General features: G+C 67.1%; 15 protein-coding genes and 1 pseudogene. 9 read left to right on the forward strand and 7 right to left on the reverse strand.

Annotated elements, in window-relative coordinates; all coding sequences use genetic code 11:
• Positions 1-11 precede the first annotated feature (11 nt).
• Both F1643_RS22280 and F1643_RS04625 read left to right on the forward strand, forming a co-directional pair.
• Positions 12-404, forward strand: a complete 393-nt coding sequence (locus tag F1643_RS22280; protein ID WP_255542418.1) for an ATP-binding protein — start codon at positions 12-14, stop codon at positions 402-404.
• On the forward strand, positions 401-622 hold the full coding sequence (locus F1643_RS04625) for a hypothetical protein (RefSeq protein ID WP_194911215.1): 222 nt from the start codon (positions 401-403) through the stop codon (positions 620-622). The genes F1643_RS22280 and F1643_RS04625 overlap by 4 nt, the downstream gene beginning before the upstream one ends.
• A 97-nt stretch (positions 623-719) precedes the next feature.
• Here the strand turns inward: F1643_RS04625 and F1643_RS04630 are convergent, their stop codons facing one another.
• The 4 genes from F1643_RS04630 to F1643_RS04645 all read right to left on the reverse strand — a co-directional run bounded on the left by F1643_RS04630 (position 720) and on the right by F1643_RS04645 (position 3,634).
• The gene (locus tag F1643_RS04630) at positions 720-872 is read right to left on the reverse strand and encodes a hypothetical protein (RefSeq protein ID WP_194911217.1); all 153 of its coding nucleotides are present in this window, start codon (positions 870-872) and stop codon (positions 720-722) included.
• Between the two features lie 130 nt (positions 873-1,002).
• Positions 1,003-1,515, reverse strand: a complete 513-nt coding sequence (locus tag F1643_RS04635) for a hypothetical protein (RefSeq protein ID WP_194911219.1) — start codon at positions 1,513-1,515, stop codon at positions 1,003-1,005.
• A 128-nt stretch (positions 1,516-1,643) separates the two neighbouring features.
• Complete coding sequence (locus tag F1643_RS04640) at positions 1,644-3,314, reverse strand: cation acetate symporter (protein WP_194911220.1); 1,671 nt, start codon at positions 3,312-3,314, stop codon at positions 1,644-1,646.
• The gene (locus F1643_RS04645) at positions 3,311-3,634 is read right to left on the reverse strand and encodes a DUF485 domain-containing protein (RefSeq protein ID WP_194911222.1); all 324 of its coding nucleotides are present in this window, start codon (positions 3,632-3,634) and stop codon (positions 3,311-3,313) included. Before F1643_RS04645 ends, F1643_RS04640 begins: the two co-directional genes overlap by 4 nt.
• A 217-nt stretch (positions 3,635-3,851) precedes the next feature.
• On the opposite strand from F1643_RS04645, the gene F1643_RS04650 reads away from it, so the two are divergent.
• The 6 genes from F1643_RS04650 to F1643_RS04675 all read left to right on the forward strand — a co-directional run bounded on the left by F1643_RS04650 (position 3,852) and on the right by F1643_RS04675 (position 13,155).
• Positions 3,852-6,641 (forward strand): cache domain-containing protein, encoded by a 2,790-nt coding sequence (locus F1643_RS04650; protein ID WP_194911233.1) that lies wholly within the window; start codon positions 3,852-3,854, stop codon positions 6,639-6,641.
• A gap of 63 nt (positions 6,642-6,704) precedes the next feature.
• Positions 6,705-7,427 (forward strand): response regulator transcription factor, encoded by a 723-nt coding sequence (locus tag F1643_RS04655; RefSeq protein ID WP_194911235.1) that lies wholly within the window; start codon positions 6,705-6,707, stop codon positions 7,425-7,427.
• Positions 7,428-7,597: 170 nt separating this feature from the next.
• The gene (locus F1643_RS04660; protein ID WP_194911237.1) at positions 7,598-9,250 is read left to right on the forward strand and encodes an acyl-CoA synthetase; all 1,653 of its coding nucleotides are present in this window, start codon (positions 7,598-7,600) and stop codon (positions 9,248-9,250) included.
• Between the two features lie 181 nt (positions 9,251-9,431).
• Positions 9,432-10,181, forward strand: a complete 750-nt coding sequence (locus tag F1643_RS04665; RefSeq protein WP_194911239.1) for an electron transfer flavoprotein subunit beta/FixA family protein — start codon at positions 9,432-9,434, stop codon at positions 10,179-10,181.
• Positions 10,182-10,370: 189 nt separating this feature from the next.
• Positions 10,371-11,297, forward strand: a complete 927-nt coding sequence (locus tag F1643_RS04670) for an electron transfer flavoprotein subunit alpha/FixB family protein (RefSeq protein ID WP_194911241.1) — start codon at positions 10,371-10,373, stop codon at positions 11,295-11,297.
• Between the two features lie 37 nt (positions 11,298-11,334).
• Positions 11,335-13,155 carry an acyl-CoA dehydrogenase C-terminal domain-containing protein gene (locus tag F1643_RS04675; RefSeq protein ID WP_194911243.1) on the forward strand — a complete coding sequence of 607 codons (1,821 nt, stop codon included), beginning with the start codon at positions 11,335-11,337 and terminating at the stop codon, positions 13,153-13,155.
• On the opposite strand, the gene F1643_RS04680 is transcribed toward F1643_RS04675, so the two are convergent.
• Positions 13,097-13,756 (reverse strand): pseudouridine synthase, encoded by a 660-nt coding sequence (locus F1643_RS04680; protein WP_194911246.1) that lies wholly within the window; start codon positions 13,754-13,756, stop codon positions 13,097-13,099. The genes F1643_RS04675 and F1643_RS04680 overlap by 59 nt on opposite strands.
• Positions 13,757-13,835: 79 nt before the next feature.
• Between F1643_RS04680 and F1643_RS04685 the strand changes: the two genes are divergently transcribed.
• The gene (locus F1643_RS04685; RefSeq protein ID WP_194911248.1) at positions 13,836-14,762 is read left to right on the forward strand and encodes a glyoxylate/hydroxypyruvate reductase A; all 927 of its coding nucleotides are present in this window, start codon (positions 13,836-13,838) and stop codon (positions 14,760-14,762) included.
• 146 nt (positions 14,763-14,908) lie between these two features.
• Here the strand turns inward: F1643_RS04685 and ubiB are convergent.
• Positions 14,909-16,448: pseudogene (gene ubiB, locus F1643_RS04690) on the reverse strand (2-polyprenylphenol 6-hydroxylase).
• Positions 16,449-16,454: 6 nt separating this feature from the next.
• A complete protein-coding gene (locus F1643_RS04695; protein ID WP_255542420.1) occupies positions 16,455-17,243 on the reverse strand; it encodes a class I SAM-dependent methyltransferase in 789 nt (262 codons plus the stop codon).
• Positions 17,244-17,579: the final 336 nt, after the last annotated feature.

Below are 17,579 nucleotides of genomic sequence, written 5' to 3' on the forward strand. Positions count from 1 at the left end.
TGCGGCAGGTCTTGCTGAACCTGCTGTCGAATGCGGTGAAGTTCACCCCGCGCGGCGGCCGGGTGACGGTGGCGGCAGGGGTGGAGGCGGAGGGCGGGCTCGCCATCGCGGTGCGCGACACCGGCATCGGCATCCCCGCCGACGCGCTGGCCCGCATCCTGGAGCCGTTCCAGCAGGCCGACAGCAGCATTCCCGGCCGCTTCGGCGGCACCGGGCTCGGCCTGTCGATCTGCCGCGACCTGATGGCCCTGCATGGCGGCAGCCTGTCCATCGACAGCGAGCCGGGCTGCGGCACCGTCGTCACCATCCGCTTCCCGCCGACCGCGTCGCCCAGCCGATTGCGGCCGGCGGGATGCAGGCGTAAGCCTGTCTCCGGTGAACGGAGCGAAAGGCGGACGGGATGATCGGGACTGACGGAAAGCCGGTGTCGAAGGAGGATCTGCGCAAGCACATCGCCGTCTACAACGGCCAGTCGCGCGGCTCCAAGGAGTTCGCGGCGATCCCGCGGGCGCTGGTGACGATCCTCGACGGGCTGAAGCCGGGCAAGACCGGCTACGTCAAATGCCTGGACGGTCAGGTGCAGCTGTCGCGCCGCAAGGACAACAGCGTGTCGGCGGGATAGGGAAATTAGCTTTTATACGAAAAAGGCTGCTCCCACCGGGAGCAGCCTCTATTGGTCGGACATATTGGCTCTGGCGTTTCGGCAGAAAGGAAAGCTCTCAACCGTGCTTCACGGTGCGCTTTGGCTCCTGCCGAGCGTCGTACTTCGACATGGCGGCTTGGTAAGCGGCATTCTTCTGCCAACGGGCTACATTCGCTTCGTGACGCTGTTCAGCGTTATCTGCGAACGCGATCTGCTGCTTACGGTCCATATCGCTCTCCAAACTCTTTGCGGATTTCCGCTAACGTTCTTTGGAATGATTTTGATCCATCACTCTGCTGAACGCGCTTAATTCCCTCAGAGATCCTACCCGTTCCATAGATGGAACCGCAATCAGAATCTCAACGCCCGGCATCTTTGGAATGTTTGGCGGTTTGTACGAATTCAGACAACCAAACCCGTTTTCCGTACCAATCATCCGATTGCGTCACCTCGTAGCCTGCATCTCGGAAAACGCGGCTCACTGCATAATGTTTCTCAAGAGCGCGTTCCGGCGGAGCAACATCGTTGGTGCAGCGATAGACCCGTTTTGGTCGTTTGGTTTCGAGAAGCTCTTTCGTTGCAGCTAGGACAACCGTCAAAATGCGCTCACGATCCGATTTGCTGATAAAACGCGAAACATCGATTCCGCTCAGAAAATGCTGTTCATGGCCTGTGTACGGATCTCGCCGCAGGATCCAGAAGCTGTATTCCGGTTCACCATCCAGATATGGCGTGAGCGCAGCCTGGACGAAAACATTCGCTCCCGAGTCGGTATCATATCCTACCAGCATCGACACGATGTGCTCGTTCTCGGCAATCGGAATGTGATCGAACTCCCATGCCTCGTCACGGATCGAACATTCAAAAGACATACAAGCCGCCAGTGATCCAATTGTGCGCACGAAGAGTCGGGAAGGTAAAACAACTCATGCGCGGCCATCAAATGAAAAGCCCCTTTCCCGGTGATGGGAAAGGGGCTTTTCGCAGCAATGCCGAGAAATTAGTGCTTCGCCGCGGCCGCGGCGCCGATGCCGGTCTGGGAGCGGACGAACTGGTCCTCGAAGGCGTCGCGCTCGGCACGGGCGGACGCGCTGCTGTCCAGCTTCGACACGATGATCGTGACGATGAAGGCCAGCGTCATCGAGAACAGGGCCGGCTGCTCGTACGGGAAGATCGGCTTCGGGTTGTTCAGAACCACGACCCACACCGCATTCGACAGGATCACCAGCGTCACCGCGGAGATCAGGCCGGCGATGCCGCCCGCCAGCGCGCCGCGGGTGGTCAGGCCCTTCCAGTACATCGACAGGATCAGCACCGGGAAGTTCACCGACGCCGCGACGCCGAAGGTCAGGCCGACCAGGAAGGCGACGTTCTGCTTCTCGAACGCGATGCCCAGCACGACGGCCAGCACGCCCAGAACCAGCGACGCGATCTTGGAAACGCGCATCTCCTCGCGCTCCGTCGCCTCGCCCTTGCGGATGACGCGGGCGTAGAGGTCGTGCGCGATGGCCGAGGCGCCGGCCAATGCCAGGCCCGACACCACCGCCAGGATGGTGGCGAAGGCGACCGCCGACAGGAAGCCGAGGAACAGGTCGCCGCCCAGCGCCTTGGCCAGATGCATCACCGGCATGTTGCCGCCGCCGATCAGCTTGCCGCCGACCTTGCCGCCTTCGAAGAACTGCGGGTCGGTGCCGACGATGGTGATCGCCGCCATGCCCAGCACGCAGATGATCAGGAAGAAGAAGCCGATGAAGCCCGACGCGTAGAAGACCGATTTGCGGGCCTCGCGCGCGTTGGGAACGGTGAAGAAGCGCATCATGATGTGCGGCAGCGCGGCAGTGCCGAACAGCAGGCCCAGCGACAGCGACACCGCCGACACCGGGTCGGCCAGCAGCGTGCCCGGCCCCATGATCTTCACGCCGTCCTTGTGCGAGGCGATGGCGCTCGTGGCGATGGCCTCCAGGCTGAAGCCGAAGCGCGACAGGGCCAGGAAGCACAGGATCACGCCGGCGCCCAGCAGAAGCACCGCCTTGATGATCTGCACCCAGGTGGTGGCGATCATGCCGCCGAAGGTGACGTAGACCACCATCAGCACGCCGACCACGATCACGGCGACGTTGTAGTCCAGCCCGAACAGCAGCTTGATCAGCTGGCCGGCGCCGACCATCTGGACGATCAGGTAGAAGCACACCACCGTCAGCGAGCCGATGGCGGCGAAGGTGCGGATCTTGCCCTGGTCCAGCCGGTAGGACGCGATGTCGGCGAAGGTGAAGTGGCCGAGGTTGCGCAGCCGCTCCGCCAGCAGGAACAGGATGATCGGCCAGCCGACGAAGAAGCTGATGGTGTAGACGAAGCCGTCATAGCCCTTGGCGAACACCAGGCTCGACAAACCCAGCAGGGTCGCGGCCGACATGTAGTCGCCGGCGATCGCCAGCCCGTTCTGGAAGCCGGTGATGCCGCCGCCCGCGGTGTAGAAGTCGGAGGTCGAGCGGGTCCGGCTGGCCGCCCAGTAGGTGATGCCCAGCGTCATCACGACGAAGGCCAGGAACATGCCGATGGCGGACAGGTTGACCGGCTGCTTTTCCAGCTGCCCGACATCGCCGGCGGCCAGCGCCGGAAGGGCGAACAGGGTGGCGGCAGCCGCCGTCAGGAGGATCCGGCGGGCGGTCATTGCAGCGTCTCCCGCGTGATCTCGTCGGTCAGGTCCTGGAAGCGGCCGTTGGCGAAATGGGAATAGACGCCGGTCAGCAGCCAGGACAGGATGATGATCCCGGCCCCGATGGGGAAGCCGACGCTGAGGACCGAGCCGTCGGACATCGGCTTGTGCAGCAGGTCGGGCGCGAAGGCCACCACCATCATGAAGCTGTAGTAGCCGACCAGCACGACGGCCGACAGGACCAGGGCCAGCCGGCTGCGCTGGCGGACCAATTCCTGGAATTTCGGGTTCCGGCGGACCCGCTCGTAGACCGGAGTGTTCGCGGGGGAGTGCATGTTTCCTCCAGACGCTAATCGTCCTTGTGGCACCCTGTTCGGGCTTATGCTTTTCCGGCTAACAAAACACTGTTTCGCAAATTTCCCGGAAATATGACGAATTGTTTCAGCGCAATTCCGGTAACAATTCCACCGATTCGCATTGAGCCGGGGCGGCGAAGCTGGAATGATGGCGGAGATTCCACCGATCCCCATATCCCGCCGCTCCGTCCGGAAAATGATCCGCTCGCCCCTGTTCCTCCGGCTTTTCTCGGCGATCCTGATCTCGCTCGGGCTGTTCTCGGCGGCGGCCTATGTCTTCTCCGTTCCCTTTATCGAGGAGAAGGCCTACGAGATCGAACGCGACGCCAGCCGCACCATCCTCGACAACGTGTTCGAACTGGTCAGCCGGATCCGCGGCGGGCTGGAGGAGCAGCGCAGCACCACGGTGGAGTCCTACAAGACCCGCCTGCGTGACGTGCTTGAACTGGCGGTCGGCTATATCGAGCATGTCCACGCCCGTGCCGACCGCGGCGAGATCACGGCGGAAGAGGCGCGGCGCGAGGCGATGGAGGGGCTGCACGCCTTCCGCTACGGCAACGGCGATTATGTCTGGGCCATCGGCTACGACTCGGTGATCCTGTCGCATCCCTCGCCGGACTATCAGGGGCGGAAGTCCGACGACCTGCGCGACAATCTGGGCCGCCACATCCTGCCCACCATCGTCGCCACCGCCAAGCGGGAGGGCGAGGGCTTCCAGACCTATCCGTGGTGGCGGCCGAACGGCGACGAGCGGGCGCCGAAGCTCAGCTTCTTCAAGGATTTGCCCAAGCGCGGCATCATCGTCGGCACCGGCGCCTATCTGGCCGACGTCGACGCCGAGGTGGAGCGGCGCAAGGCCGAGGCCATCGAGGATCTGCGCCAGGCCCTGCGCAAGCTGCGCATCGCCCGCACCGGCTATCTCTACATCTTCGATTCGGCGAACCGGATGATCATCCACCCGAATTCGAACATCGAGGGCACGGCCTTCGGCGACCGGCTGAATTCGGCCACCGGCCGCCCGATCGCCGAGGATCTGAAAGCCGCCGCGGCCAGGGGGGAGCCGCTGACCTACCTGTGGGACAAGCCCGACGATCCCGGCAACTACGCCTATGAAAAGATCAGTTGGGTCCGGCATTTCGAAGGCTTCGACTGGTACATCGCCTCGTCGGTCTATGTGGACGAGCTGCGGAGGTCGTCGGTGGTGCTGGGCAACCGCATCCTCGCCATCGGCATGGCGTTGATGGCGGCGGGCAGCCTGCTGGGCTACATCGCCGTCGGACGTCTGGTCCGGCCGCTGCGCCGGCTGGCCGACACCGCGGCGCAGGTGCGGGCCGGCGATCTCGGTGCGCAGAGCGGCATCCGCCGCGGCGACGAGATCGGGTTGCTGGGCTCCGCCTTCGACGGCATGGTCCGGCAGCTGCGCGACACCGTCGCCACACTCGACAGCCGGGTCCGAGACCGCACCGCGGCGCTGGCGGAGGCGGAGACGCGCCAGCGCGTTATCCTGGATGCGATCCCCGCCAGCATCGCCGGGCTGGACCGCGACGGGCGGCTGACCTTCGCCAACCTGCGCTGGGCCGAGCTGGTCGGCCGCGACAAGGCCGAGGTGATCGGCCGCGATCTTGCCGCCGTGGTCGGCCGGCGCGCCATGGCGGTGCTGCGCCCCCATCTCGACCGCTGTCTGTCGGGGGAGGTGGTCACCTTCGAATACGCCTTTCCGCGCGACGGCCGCGACATCGTCACCAAGACCACGCTGATTCCCCATCGTGGCGAGGGTGGAGCGGAGGACGGCGCCGTCACCGGCCTGTTCGTGCTGACCCTGGACATCACCGACGAGAAGCAGACCGAACGCCAGCTGGTGGAGGCGCAGCGCCTGAAGGCGGTCGGTCAGCTCTCCGGCGGGCTGGCGCACGATTTCAACAACCTGCTCTCGATCATCATCGGCAACCTTGCGGCGGCGCGCGAGCACTACGCGACGGTCAAGGGACTGGACGCGTATCTGGAACCGGCCCAGCGGGCCGGCCGCCGCGGCGCCGACATCACCGCCCGGCTGCTCGCCTTTTCCCGCCAGCAGCCGCTGAAGCCTGAGCCGATCGAACTGTGCGGGCTGCTCCGCGACATGGCGGTGCTGCTGCGCCGCTCCTTCCCCAGTTCCATCGCCATCGGCGTGCCGGAGGAGGGGCGGGAGTGCTGGACCATCGCCGACCAGACCCAGCTGGAGAACGCGCTGGTCAATCTCGCCATCAATGCACGCGACGCCATGCCGGGCGGCGGCCGGCTCGACATCGCGGTCGGCATCCGCCGGGTGGAGGACACCCTGTCCTTCGACGAGCCGGTCCGCCCCGACGATTACCTGGAAATCCGCGTCTCCGATACCGGCACCGGCTTCACGCCGGAGGCGCTGGCCCGCGCGGTGGAGCCCTTCTTCACCACCAAGGCGCTGGGATCGGGGCTGGGGCTGTCGATGGTCTACGGCTTCGTCAAACAGTCGCGCGGCTATCTGCGCATCGACAGCCGGCCGGGGGAGGGGACCGCCGTCACCCTGCTGCTGCCGCGCGCCGAGCCGGTGGCCCGCCTGCTCGATGCCGAACCGGCGACGCTCGAACCCCTGGGCGGCGGCTGGTCCGGCCAGCTGGCGCTGGTGGCGGAGGACAATGACGATGTCCGGCAGGTGATGCGCCAGCAACTGGTCGATCTCGGCTTCTCCGTGGTGGAGGCGGCGAGCGGCGACGAGGCGGCGGAGCTGGTGGAGCAGATCGACGGGCTGTCTCTGCTGGTCTCCGACATCGTCATGCCCGGGCTGTCGGGGGTGGAGCTGGCGCGGCGAGCCCGGCTGCTGCGGCCGGACATGCGGGTGGTGCTGGTCAGCGGATTCACGGTCGAGTATGGCGATATCCCCACCGATGCCGTCATACTGAGCAAGCCATGGGACAAGCGGGACTTGGTGGCGGCCATCGGCCACGCCGCCCAACCCGCGCCGGCCTGATATGATCGGACCAAATGAACGCACCTGGAAAAACAGGGCGACGAGTGCCGAGGGGAAACGCGCGTGGTGCAGAAGAAGCGCATTTATCTGGTCGAGGACGAGGCCGACATCCGCCGGCTGGTGAAAGAGGTGCTGGAGGGATACGGCTACGAGGTGTCCTGCTGGGCCAGCGGGCGGGAGGCGCGGGCGGCGATCCAGCGCCAGGCACCCGACCTGTGCCTCGTCGATCTCGGCCTGCCGGACATGGACGGGCTGACCCTGGTTCGCGAATTGTGGGAGGACGTGCGCTTCGGCGTGATCATCCTGTCCGGGCGAGGCGGCACCTCCGACCGGATCCTGGGGCTGGAGCTGGGCGCCGACGATTACATCGTGAAGCCTTTCGAGCCGCGGGAGTTGGTCGCCCGCGTCAACAGCGCCATCCGCCGCCGCGAACAGCTGGCCGGCGCCACGGCCGCGGCGGAGACCGCGCGGGCACGTTTCGGCAATTGGGTCTTCGACCTCGGCAACCTGACGCTGAGCGCCGATGACGGCCGCCAGGAAAGCCTGACCGCGGCGGAGGCCTCGCTGCTGCTGACCCTGCTGAAGGCGCCCAAGCGCGTGCTGTCGCGCGAGCATCTGCAAGGTCCCGACCAGGACCGTGACGATTTTCCCTACGACCGCAGCATCGACGTCCGCGTGTCGCGGATCCGCAAGAAGATCGAGGACGATCCCCGCGCTCCGCGGCTGATCAAGACGGTCTACGGTGCCGGATACCTGTTCGCCGGTGACGTGACCTGGTTGCGCTGATCCGGATTACGGTGAAAGGGGTGCCTCGCTTGCCTAGGGCTGCAACAACTCCAATAACAATTGGTCATAATCCTGAGAAAGTTGCGCAAAGCTGATCTGGTACAGGCTGTTTCCAACACAGCCGCGTCCAATGCCGGCGCCTAACAAGAACCCCTGGGGAGAACGGTCCGATGAGTGATACTGCCGCCGCAGCCGATGTCCGCGCCAATCCGTATGAACGCGATCTCGACCGCAACGCCGCCAATTTCGTCGCGCTGACGCCGCTGACTTTCCTGGAGCGCGCCGCCTCCGTGTGGCCCGACCGGCTGGCCGTCGTCCATGGCCCGGTCCGCCGAACCTGGGCCGAAACCTTCGTCCGCGTGCGCCGTCTGGCCGCGGCGCTGGCGAACCTGGGGATCGGCAAGGGCGACACCGTCGCCATGCTGGCCGCCAACACGCCGGAACTGTTCGAAGCGCATTTCGGCGTGCCGCTGGCCGGTGCCGTGCTGAACGCGGTCAACACCCGCCTGGACGCCGAGGCCATCGCCTTCATCCTGAAGCATGGCGAGGCGAAGATCCTGATCGTCGACCGCGAGTTCTCCGCCGTCGCCAAGAAGGCGCTGGCCCTGCTGGATGCGCCGATCCCGGTGGTGGACATCGATGATCCGACCTACAGCGGCGGCGAACTGATCGGCGACCGCGACTACGAGTCCTTCATCAGCGATGTCGGTGCCGAGCATCCCTGGACCCTGCCGTCCGACGAATGGCAGGCCATCGCGCTGAACTACACCTCCGGCACCACCGGCAATCCGAAGGGCGTCGTCTATCACCACCGCGGCGCCTACCTGAACGCGGTGTCGAACGCGCTGTCCTGGAACATGGGCGACGCGCCCGTGTATCTGTGGACGCTGCCGATGTTCCACTGCAACGGCTGGTGCTTCCCCTGGACCATCGCGGTCACCGCCGGCACCGCGATCTGCCTGCGCCAGGTCCGCCCCGACGCCGTGCTGACGCTGATCCGCGAGGAGCGGGTGACCAATTTCTGCGGCGCGCCCATCGTTCTGAACATGCTGAACAACGCGCCGGCCGAGCTGAAGCAGGGCATCGAGCAGAAGGTGAAGGTGATGGTGGCCGGCGCCGCCCCGCCCGCCGCCGTCATCGCCGGCATGGAGCGCATGGGCTGGGAAGTCACCCATGTCTATGGCCTGACCGAATGCTACGGCCCGACCGTGGTCTGCGTCTGGCACGACCGCTGGGACGGCCTGTCGCTCGACGAGAAGGCGGCGATCAAGGCCCGCCAGGGCGTGCGCGGCCCGATGCTGGAGGCGGTGATCGTCGCCGATCCCTTCACACTGGAGCCGGTGCCGAAGGACGGCCGCACGATGGGCGAGATCATGATGCGCGGCAACAACGTCATGAAGGGCTACCTGAAGAACCCCAAGGCGACTGATGAAGCCTTCGCCGGCGGCTGGTTCCACACCGGCGACCTCGCCGTCTGGCATGAGGACGGCTATGTCGAGATCAAGGATCGGTCGAAGGACATCATCATCTCCGGCGGCGAGAACATCTCGTCGATCGAGGTGGAAGACGTCCTCTACAAGCACCCCGAGGTGCTGGAGGCCGCGGTCGTCGCCCGCCATGACGAGAAGTGGGGCGAGACGCCCTGCGCCTTCATCACGCTGAAGGACGGAGCCACCGCGACCGAGGCCGATATCATCGCCTTCTGCAGGTCGCATATGGCCCACTTCAAGTGCCCGCGCACGGTGGTGTTCGGCCCGCTGCCGAAGACCTCGACGGGCAAGATCCAGAAATACGTCCTGCGCAAGCAGACCGAGGGGCTGTAAGGGGCGGGGCCGGTTGCCCCCTCCCTAACCCTCCCCCGCTGGGCGGGGGAGGGGACTGCCGCCCTCCTTTGCGATGCCTTTGCAAGCATCCGCCCCCTCCCCCGCCCAGCGGGGGAGGGTCGGGGTGGGGGCAAAGCTTCCTCATGCCCACATGCTGCCCAATCCTTAGGGGACCCGCGCCATGAAGATCCTCTGCGCCGTGAAGCGCGTCGTCGATTACAATGTCAAGATCCGGGTCAAGACCGACCAGTCCGGCGTCGAGACCTCCAATGTGAAGTTCTCGATGAATCCGTTCGACGAGATCGCCGTCGAAGAGGCCGTCCGCTTGAAGGAGGCTGGCACGGCGACCGAGATCGTCGTGGTGTCCGTCGGCCTGTCGCAGGCCCAGGAGACGCTGCGCACCGCTCTCGCCATGGGTGCCGACCGCGCCATCCTGGTGCAGACCGACGTGACGACCGAACCGCTGGCCGTCGCCAAGGTCCTCAAGGCGCTGGTCGAAAAGGAGGCGCCGGGGATGGTGATCCTCGGCAAGCAGGCCATCGACGACGACTGCAACCAGACCGGCCAGATGCTGGCGGCGCTGCTCGGCTGGGGCCAGGGCACCTTCGCCTCGAAGGTCGCGCCGGCTGGTGACGCCGTGGCGGTGACGCGCGAGATCGACGGCGGGCTTGAGGTCGTGTCGTTGAAGCTGCCGGCGGTGGTCACCGCCGACCTGCGCCTGAACGAGCCGCGCTATGCCAGCCTGCCGAACATCATGAAGGCGAAGAAGAAGCCTCTGGAGACGATCACACCGGACAGCCTGGGCGTCGATGTGACGCCGCGCCTGACCACGGTGAAGGTCGCCGAGCCGGCGAAGCGTCAGGCCGGCATCAAGGTGCCGGACGTCGCCGCCCTGGTCGACAAGCTGAAGAACGAGGCGCGGGTGATCTGAGCGCCGGCTTCGGTGCCCCCACCCTAACCCTCCCCCGCTCCGCAGGGGAGGGAACTCCGCCACCCTCCCGCATCAGCACTTACCCCCTCCTCCGCATCGGACGGACCTTCGGTCCGCTGAGAGCGGGGGAGGGTCGGGGTGGGGGCAAGTGACTGCACTCCCACACCCCGCCCGACAGAGGAATCCGCCATGCCCATCCTGATCCTCGCCGACCACGACAACGTCAGCCTCAAGCCCGCCACCGCCCACACGGTGACCGCCGCCGCCAAGCTCGGCGGCGACATCCACGTCCTGGTCGCCGGCCGCAACGCCGCTCCCGCCGCCGATCAGGCCGCCAAGCTGGCCGGCGTCGCCAAGGTGCTGCTCGCCGACGATGCCGCCTACGAACACGCCCTGGCCGAGCCGGTCGCGGCCCTGCTGGTCTCGCTCGCCCCCGGCTACAGCCATGTCCTCGCCGCCGCCACCTCGGTGGGCAAGAACGTGCTGCCGCGCGTCGCGGCATTGCTCGACGTGGCGATGATCTCCGAGATCACCGCCGTGGTCTCGGCTGATACGTTCGAGCGGCCGATCTACGCCGGCAACGCCATCGCCACCGTGCAGTCGGCCGACGCGGTGAAGGTCGTCACCGTCCGCACCACCGCCTTCGAGGCCGCCACCGCCACCAACGCCGCCCCGGTCGAGAGCATCGCCGCCGCGGCCGACCCCGCCCTGTCGGGCTTCGTCTCGGCCGAGCTGTCGAAGTCGGAGCGTCCGGAACTGACCTCCGCCCGCATCGTGATTTCCGGCGGTCGCGGCATGCAGTCGGGCGACAACTTCCACCTGCTGGAGGCCATCGCCGACAAGCTGGGCGCGGCGGTGGGCGCCAGCCGGGCCGCCGTCGATGCCGGCTTCGTGCCCAACGACTATCAGGTCGGGCAGACCGGCAAGATCGTCGCGCCGGACCTCTATGTCGCCGTCGGCATCTCCGGCGCCATCCAGCATCTGGCCGGCATGAAGGACAGCAAGGTGATCGTCGCCATCAACAAGGACGAGGAGGCGCCGATCTTCCAGGTCGCCGACTACGGCCTCGTCGCCGACCTGTTCAAGGCAATGCCGGAGCTGCAGCAGGCCGTCTGACACCGTTCTTTCCCCCGTTCCCCCGAAGAGGTCCCCCATGACCGCCGCCGCGATCCCCTACACCCCGCCGCTGAAAGAGATCCGCTTCGTCCTCGACCACCTCGCCGGCATGGCCGATGTGGCGGCTCTGCCGGGCTTCGAGGATGCCAGCCCCGACATGGTGGACAGCATCCTGGGCGAGGCGGCGAAGATCGCCGAGAACATCCTGGCTCCGCTGAACCGCATCGGCGACGTCCAGGGCGCCATACTCGACACCGACGGCATTGCCCGCACGGCGGAGGGCTGGGGGCCTGCGTGGCAGGCGCTGGTGGAGGGCGGCTGGAACGGGCTGCCCTTCGATCCCACGCGCGGCGGCATGGGGCTGCCCAACCTGCTGAACACCGCGGTGCAGGAGATGTGGCATTCCGCCAACATGGCCTTCGCGCTCTGCCCGATGCTGACCCAGGGGGCGGTGAACGCGGTTCAGCTCTATGGCTCCGAGGCGCTGAAGGACCTCTATTTGCCCAAGATGATCTCGGGCGAGTGGACCGGCACCATGAACATCACCGAGCCGCAGGCGGGGTCGGACCTTGCCGCCACGCGGTCGCGCGCGGTGCCGGACGGCGACCATTACCTCGTCAGCGGGCAGAAGATCTTCATCACCTATGGCGACCATGACCTGACGGAGAACATCGTCCATCTGGTGCTGGCCCGCCTGCCCGATGCGCCTCCGGGGGTGAAGGGCATCAGCCTTTTCGTCGTGCCGAAGTTCCTGGTCAATGCCGACGGCTCCCTCGGCGCCCGCAATCAGGTGAAGTGCGTGTCGCTGGAGCACAAGCTGGGCATCCACGGCAGCCCGACCGCCGTGCTGTCCTTCGGCGACGAGGGCGGGGCGACCGGCTTCCTGGTGGGCGAGCCGAACCGCGGCCTGGAATACATGTTCACCATGATGAACCATGCCCGGCTGAACGTCGCCATGCAGGGGCTGTCGATCGCCGAGCGCGCCTATCAGCAGGCTTTGGCCTATGCCCGCGACCGCGTGCAGGGCAAGCCGCTGGGCTGGACCGAAGGCCAGTCGAAGGGCATCGTCAACCACCCCGACGTCCGCCGCCTGCTGATGGGCATGAAGGCGCGGATCGAGGCGATGCGCGGCATCCTCTACACCGCCGCCGCCGCGGTGGACGTGGCGCATCACCATGCCGACGAGGCGGCGCGCGGCCGGGCCGCGCTGCTGGTCGATCTGCTGACCCCCATCGCCAAGGGCTGGTGCACCGAGACCGGCCAGCAGCTGGCGTCGGACGGCGTGCAGGTTCATGGCGGCATGGGCTTCATCGAGGAGACCGGCGCCGCCCAGCATCTGCGCGATGCCCGCATCACCACGATCTACGAGGGCACGACCGCCATCCAGGCCAACGACCTGATCAACCGCAAGATCCTGCGCGACGGCGGCGCGACGATCAACGGCCTGCTCGACGAGATCGCGGCGCTGGCCGGCGAGTTGTCCGGCCAAGCCGACGAGTCCATGCGGGTCACCGGTGCCGAACTTGCCGCCGCTGTCCTGGAGGCCAAGCAGGCGGTGGCCTGGGTGCTGGGCGTGGCCAAGCAGGACCCGCGCCTGCCGGCCGCCGCGTCGGTGACGCTGCTGGAGCTGATGGGTGTCGTCGCCGGCGGCTGGCAGCTTGCCCGCGCCGCCAAGGTGGCGGCGGAACGGCTGGCGGAGGGCGATGCCGACACCGCCTTCCTGTCGGCCAAGCCGCTGACCGCCCGCTTCTACGCCACCCATGTGCTGCCGAAGGCGGCGGCGCTGCGGGCGACCGTCGTCAACGGCTCCGCGAGCGTGATGGCGCTGAGCGAGGAGCAACTGTTCGGCGCGGCTTGACGGGGCTGCGCTGACCGGTTGGTGCCGGGGTCGTTGGCCCCTTGGTGGGTGTCGCGGGCGGTTGGGGGACCTCCCGCCACTGCCCCGGCGCCAGCCCGTCCAGAGTCCAGTCGCCGATCGACCAGCGGATCAGCCGCAGGGTTGGAAAGCCGACCGCTGCGGTCATGCGGCGGACCTGCCGGTTGCGTCCCTCGCGGATGGTGAGCGCGATCCAGCTGGTGGGGATGGCGGCGCGGTAGCGCACCGGCGGATCGCGCGGCCACAGCGACTCGGGCTCGTCCATCCGCCGCACCTCGGCCGGCAGGGTGGGGCCGTCCTTCAGCGTCACGCCACGGCGCAGCGCCTCCAGCGCCTCGTCGGTCGGCACACCCTCCACCTGCACCCAATAGGTCTTCGGCATCTTGTTGGCCGGCGAGGCGATGCGGGCGATCAGCGGGCCATCGTCGCTCAAGGCCAGCAGCCCCTCGCTGTCGCGGTCGAGCCGGCCGGCGGCATAGACGCCCTTCACCGGCACCAGTTCCGCCAGGGTCGGGCGGCCCTGGTCGTCGGTGAATTGCGGCAGCACGCCATAGGGCTTGTTCAGCAGGATCAGGCGCGGCACGGGCTTGCTTCCTTGCGGAGTTCGGGAAAGGCGCTATCGTTCGCACCCCAACAGCAATCTAGATAGCAGGGGTTCGGCCGTGACGCTTCTGTTCTGCTCCGCCAGCGACAGCGCCGAGGATTGGCGCCGGGAAATCGCCCGCCATTTTCCCGACCTGGAGATGCGCGTCTGGCCCGATACCGGCGACATCGCCGACATCGAGGTGGCGGTGGTGTGGAAGCCGCCGGCCGGCATGCTGGCGACCCTGCCCAACCTGCGGCTGATCGTGTCGCTGGGAGCCGGGGTGGAGCCGATCCTGGAGGATCCGACCCTGCCCGACGTGCCGCTGGTGCGGATGGTGTCGGAGGGGCTGACCGTCGATATGGCCGGCTATGTGGTCTATCAGGTTCTGTACTGGCACCGGCTGATGGACGCGTATGCCGCCTTCCAGTCCGAAGCGCGGTGGGAGCAGTTGGATCATCGCCCGGCCTCCGGAGTGACCATCGGCTTCCTGGGCATGGGCGAGTTGGGGGCGGCATCGGCCCGCACGCTGCGGACCCTGGACTATCGCCTGATGGGCTGGAGCCGCAGCCCCAAGAGCATCGAGGGGGTGGAGAGCTTCTCCGGTCCAGACGGGCTGGCGGCGATGCTGCCGCAATGCGATTTCCTGGTCTGTCTGCTGCCGCTGACCGACGAGACCCGCGGCATCATGGATGCGTCGCTGTTCGCCGCCTTGCCCAAGGGGGCGGTGGTGATCAACGCCGCCCGCGGCGGGCATCTGGTCGAGCAGGACCTGCTCGACGCGCTGGAGAGCGGGCATCTGCGCGGTGCCAGCCTGGACGTCTTCGCGACGGAGCCGTTGCCGGCGGACCATCCGCTCTGGCGCCATCCGAAGGTCCGCGTCACACCCCATGTCGCCGGAGTCACCCACCCGTCGCTTTGCGCCGAGCAGGTGGCGACGGCGGTGAAGGCCCTGCGTGACGGCCGGCCGCTGCCCAATCTGGTGGACCGCAGCCGGGGGTATTGAGGAAAAAAGCCCCTCTCTCGGCCGTCATCCCCGCGAAGGCGGGGATCCAGGCTTCTGGTTCAAGCGTCTGAAAAGCCTGGATTCCCGCCTTCGCGGGAATGACGGCAGACGAGAGCGCCTCGGGGGCTTTGGCGCCTTCGCGGCCCTTACAGCATCTGCACCGCGATCACCGCGAGCAGGGCCGCGATCACCCACAGGGCGGCGCGGTCCGAGCGGCGGCGGGTCTCCCAGCCGTTCAGCATCTGGCGGACGGTCTGCGGGTGCAGGCGCACCCCGCCTTCCGACATGTCGCGGGTTACCCGTTCGGCCTCGCTGACCAGGGCGGGAATGCGGCGGATCGTGGACAGGATGGCGCCGGCATCGTCGATGAACTGCGCCTCCGGCCCGCGATTCTCGCGCATCCACTCCTCGATCAGCGGCCGGGCCAGTTCCCACATGTTGATGTTGGGGTTCAGCAGCCGGCCGACGCCCTCGGCCGTCAGCATGCTCTTCTGCAGGAGAAGCAGCTGCGGCTGGGTTTCCATCTCGAACTGTTCGGTGACCGCGAACAGCTGGGCCAGCAGCCGGCCGACCGAGATGTCGGCCAGCGGCTTGTTCTGCAAGGGCTCGCCGATGGCGCGGCAGGCTTGGGTGAAAATCTCGATCGACTGGTGGCGCGGGACGTAGCCGGCCTCGAAATGCACCAGCGCGACGCGGCGGTAGTCGCCCGTCAGGAAGCCGATCAGCATGTCGGCGAGGTAATAGCGCGTCTCGCGGTCCAGCCGGCCCATGATGCCGAAATCGACGGCGGTGATGGTGGCCCTGTTCGTTGATGAACAGGTTGCCGGGATGCAAATCGGCATGGAAGAAGCCGTCGCGGAACACCTGGTTGAAGAAGCTGGCCGAGGCCATCGCCAGGATCTCGTCGCGGTCGAAACCGGCGGCGGAGATGCGGGCGGGCTCGTCCACCTTGAAGCCGCGGATGCGCTCCAGCGTCAGCACCCGGCCGCCGGTGCGCTCCCAATCGACCTTCGGCACGTTGAAGGTCGGATCGTCCTTGAAGTTCGACGCCAGCTCCGAGGCCGCCGCCGCCTCCATCCGCAGATCCATCTCCAGCCGGGACGTGCGGGCGAAGGTGTCGACAATCTCGGTCAGGCGCAGCCGCTTCAGCCGCGGCAGCACCCATTGGGCAAGGCTCGCCAGCCGGTAGAACAGGTCGATGTCGCGCTCGAACGCCTCTTCGATGCCAGGACGCAGCACCTTGACCGCCACCTCCTGCCCATCGGCGGTGACGGCGAAATGCACCTGGGCGATGGAGGCGGCGGCGACCGGCTTGTCGTCGAAGCTCTGGAACAGGGACTGGACCGGTTGGCCGAACTCCGCCTCGATGATGGCGCGGGCCTGATGAGCGGGGAAGGGCGGCAGCTTGTCCTGCAGCTCCGCCAGATCGACGGCCATCCGCTCGCCGACCAGATCGGAGCGGGTGGACAGAAGCTGCCCCAGCTTGATGTAGGTGGGCCCGAGTTCGGCCAGCGCGCGGGCCAGCCGCTCGCCCTCGCGGCCGGGCACGTCCTTGCGGGCGATGCGGCGCCACAGCCAGAGCAGGCCGGGGGCGGTGCCCAGCAGGCTGGTGGGCAGGGCATCGTGACGGGCGACCGTTCGGCCGATCACGGCCATCCGGATCAGGTTGCGCAGGATACGGAACACGGGGTCTTAGATCCGCCAGCCGGAATGGATGGCGGCGATCCCGCCCGACAGGTTGCGCACGCGCACGGCGCCGAATCCGGCGGCCTCGATCCGTTTGGCCAGATCGGCCTGTTGCGGGAAGCGGCGGATGCTCTCGGCCAGATAGCGGTAGCTCGCCTCGTCCTTCGCCACCACGCGGCCCATGAAGGGCAGCACCTGGAAGGAATAGACGTCGTACAGCTCACGCAGCACCGGCAGGACGACGTGGCTGAATTCCAGGCAATAGAACTTGCCGCCGGGCTTCAGGACGCGGTGCGCCTCCTTGATCGCCTCGTCGATGCGGGTGACGTTGCGCAGGCCGAAGGCGATGGTGTAGGCGTCGACCGAGCGCGAGGCGATGGGGAGCCGTTCCGCGTCGCCGACCGTCCATTGCACGCCGGACAGGATGTTGCGGTCGACCGCGCGGTCGCGGCCCACCCGGACCATCGCCTCGGTGATGTCGCAGACCACCGCGGCCCCGCCGCCGCGCTTAAGGAAGCGGAAGGCGATGTCGCCGGTGCCGCCGGCCACGTCCAGCAGGGTCATGTCCGGCTTGGGCGCCACCAAATCCATCAGCGTATCCTTCCACAGCCGATGGATGCCGCCCGACATCAGGTCGTTCATCAGGTCGTAGTTGGTCGCCACGCTGTCGAAGACGGCGCGGACCAGCCCGGACTTGGCGGACGGATCGACGGGGGTGAAGCCGAACCAGTTGCCTTCGGCACCGGAGACGGGCTTTTGCGGATCGGCGGAGGATGGGGGGGTGCGGTCGCTCATGGCCGGGAAGATAGCGCGCGCAAGGGCCATGCGCCAGCGGGGGCGTGCGGTGCGGAAGGCGCTGCGGCGAATGGCGTAGGGCGGATGGGGGCGTCGGTCGGGAGGCTGCGGGGATGGAACATCGTGGAACAGGTTTCGGAGACTGTTCCATCGGGCGCGGCCGGGCGGTGAGCCGGCGGTTTGCCGGATGATGGAACAGGGTGAAACAGTTTCCCGGTGATGTTCCATCGCCGTGGAGACCTCCTGGGGGGGGCGTAGGTAATCAATCCTACCATGGGGTCGGCTACCGGGAAAGGATGGGGAGAATTCCTGCCTGTCCGGCTTCGCCGTCCATTC

Source organism: Azospirillum sp. INR13 (assembly GCF_015390205.1).
Classification (GTDB): Bacteria; Pseudomonadota; Alphaproteobacteria; order Azospirillales; family Azospirillaceae; genus Azospirillum.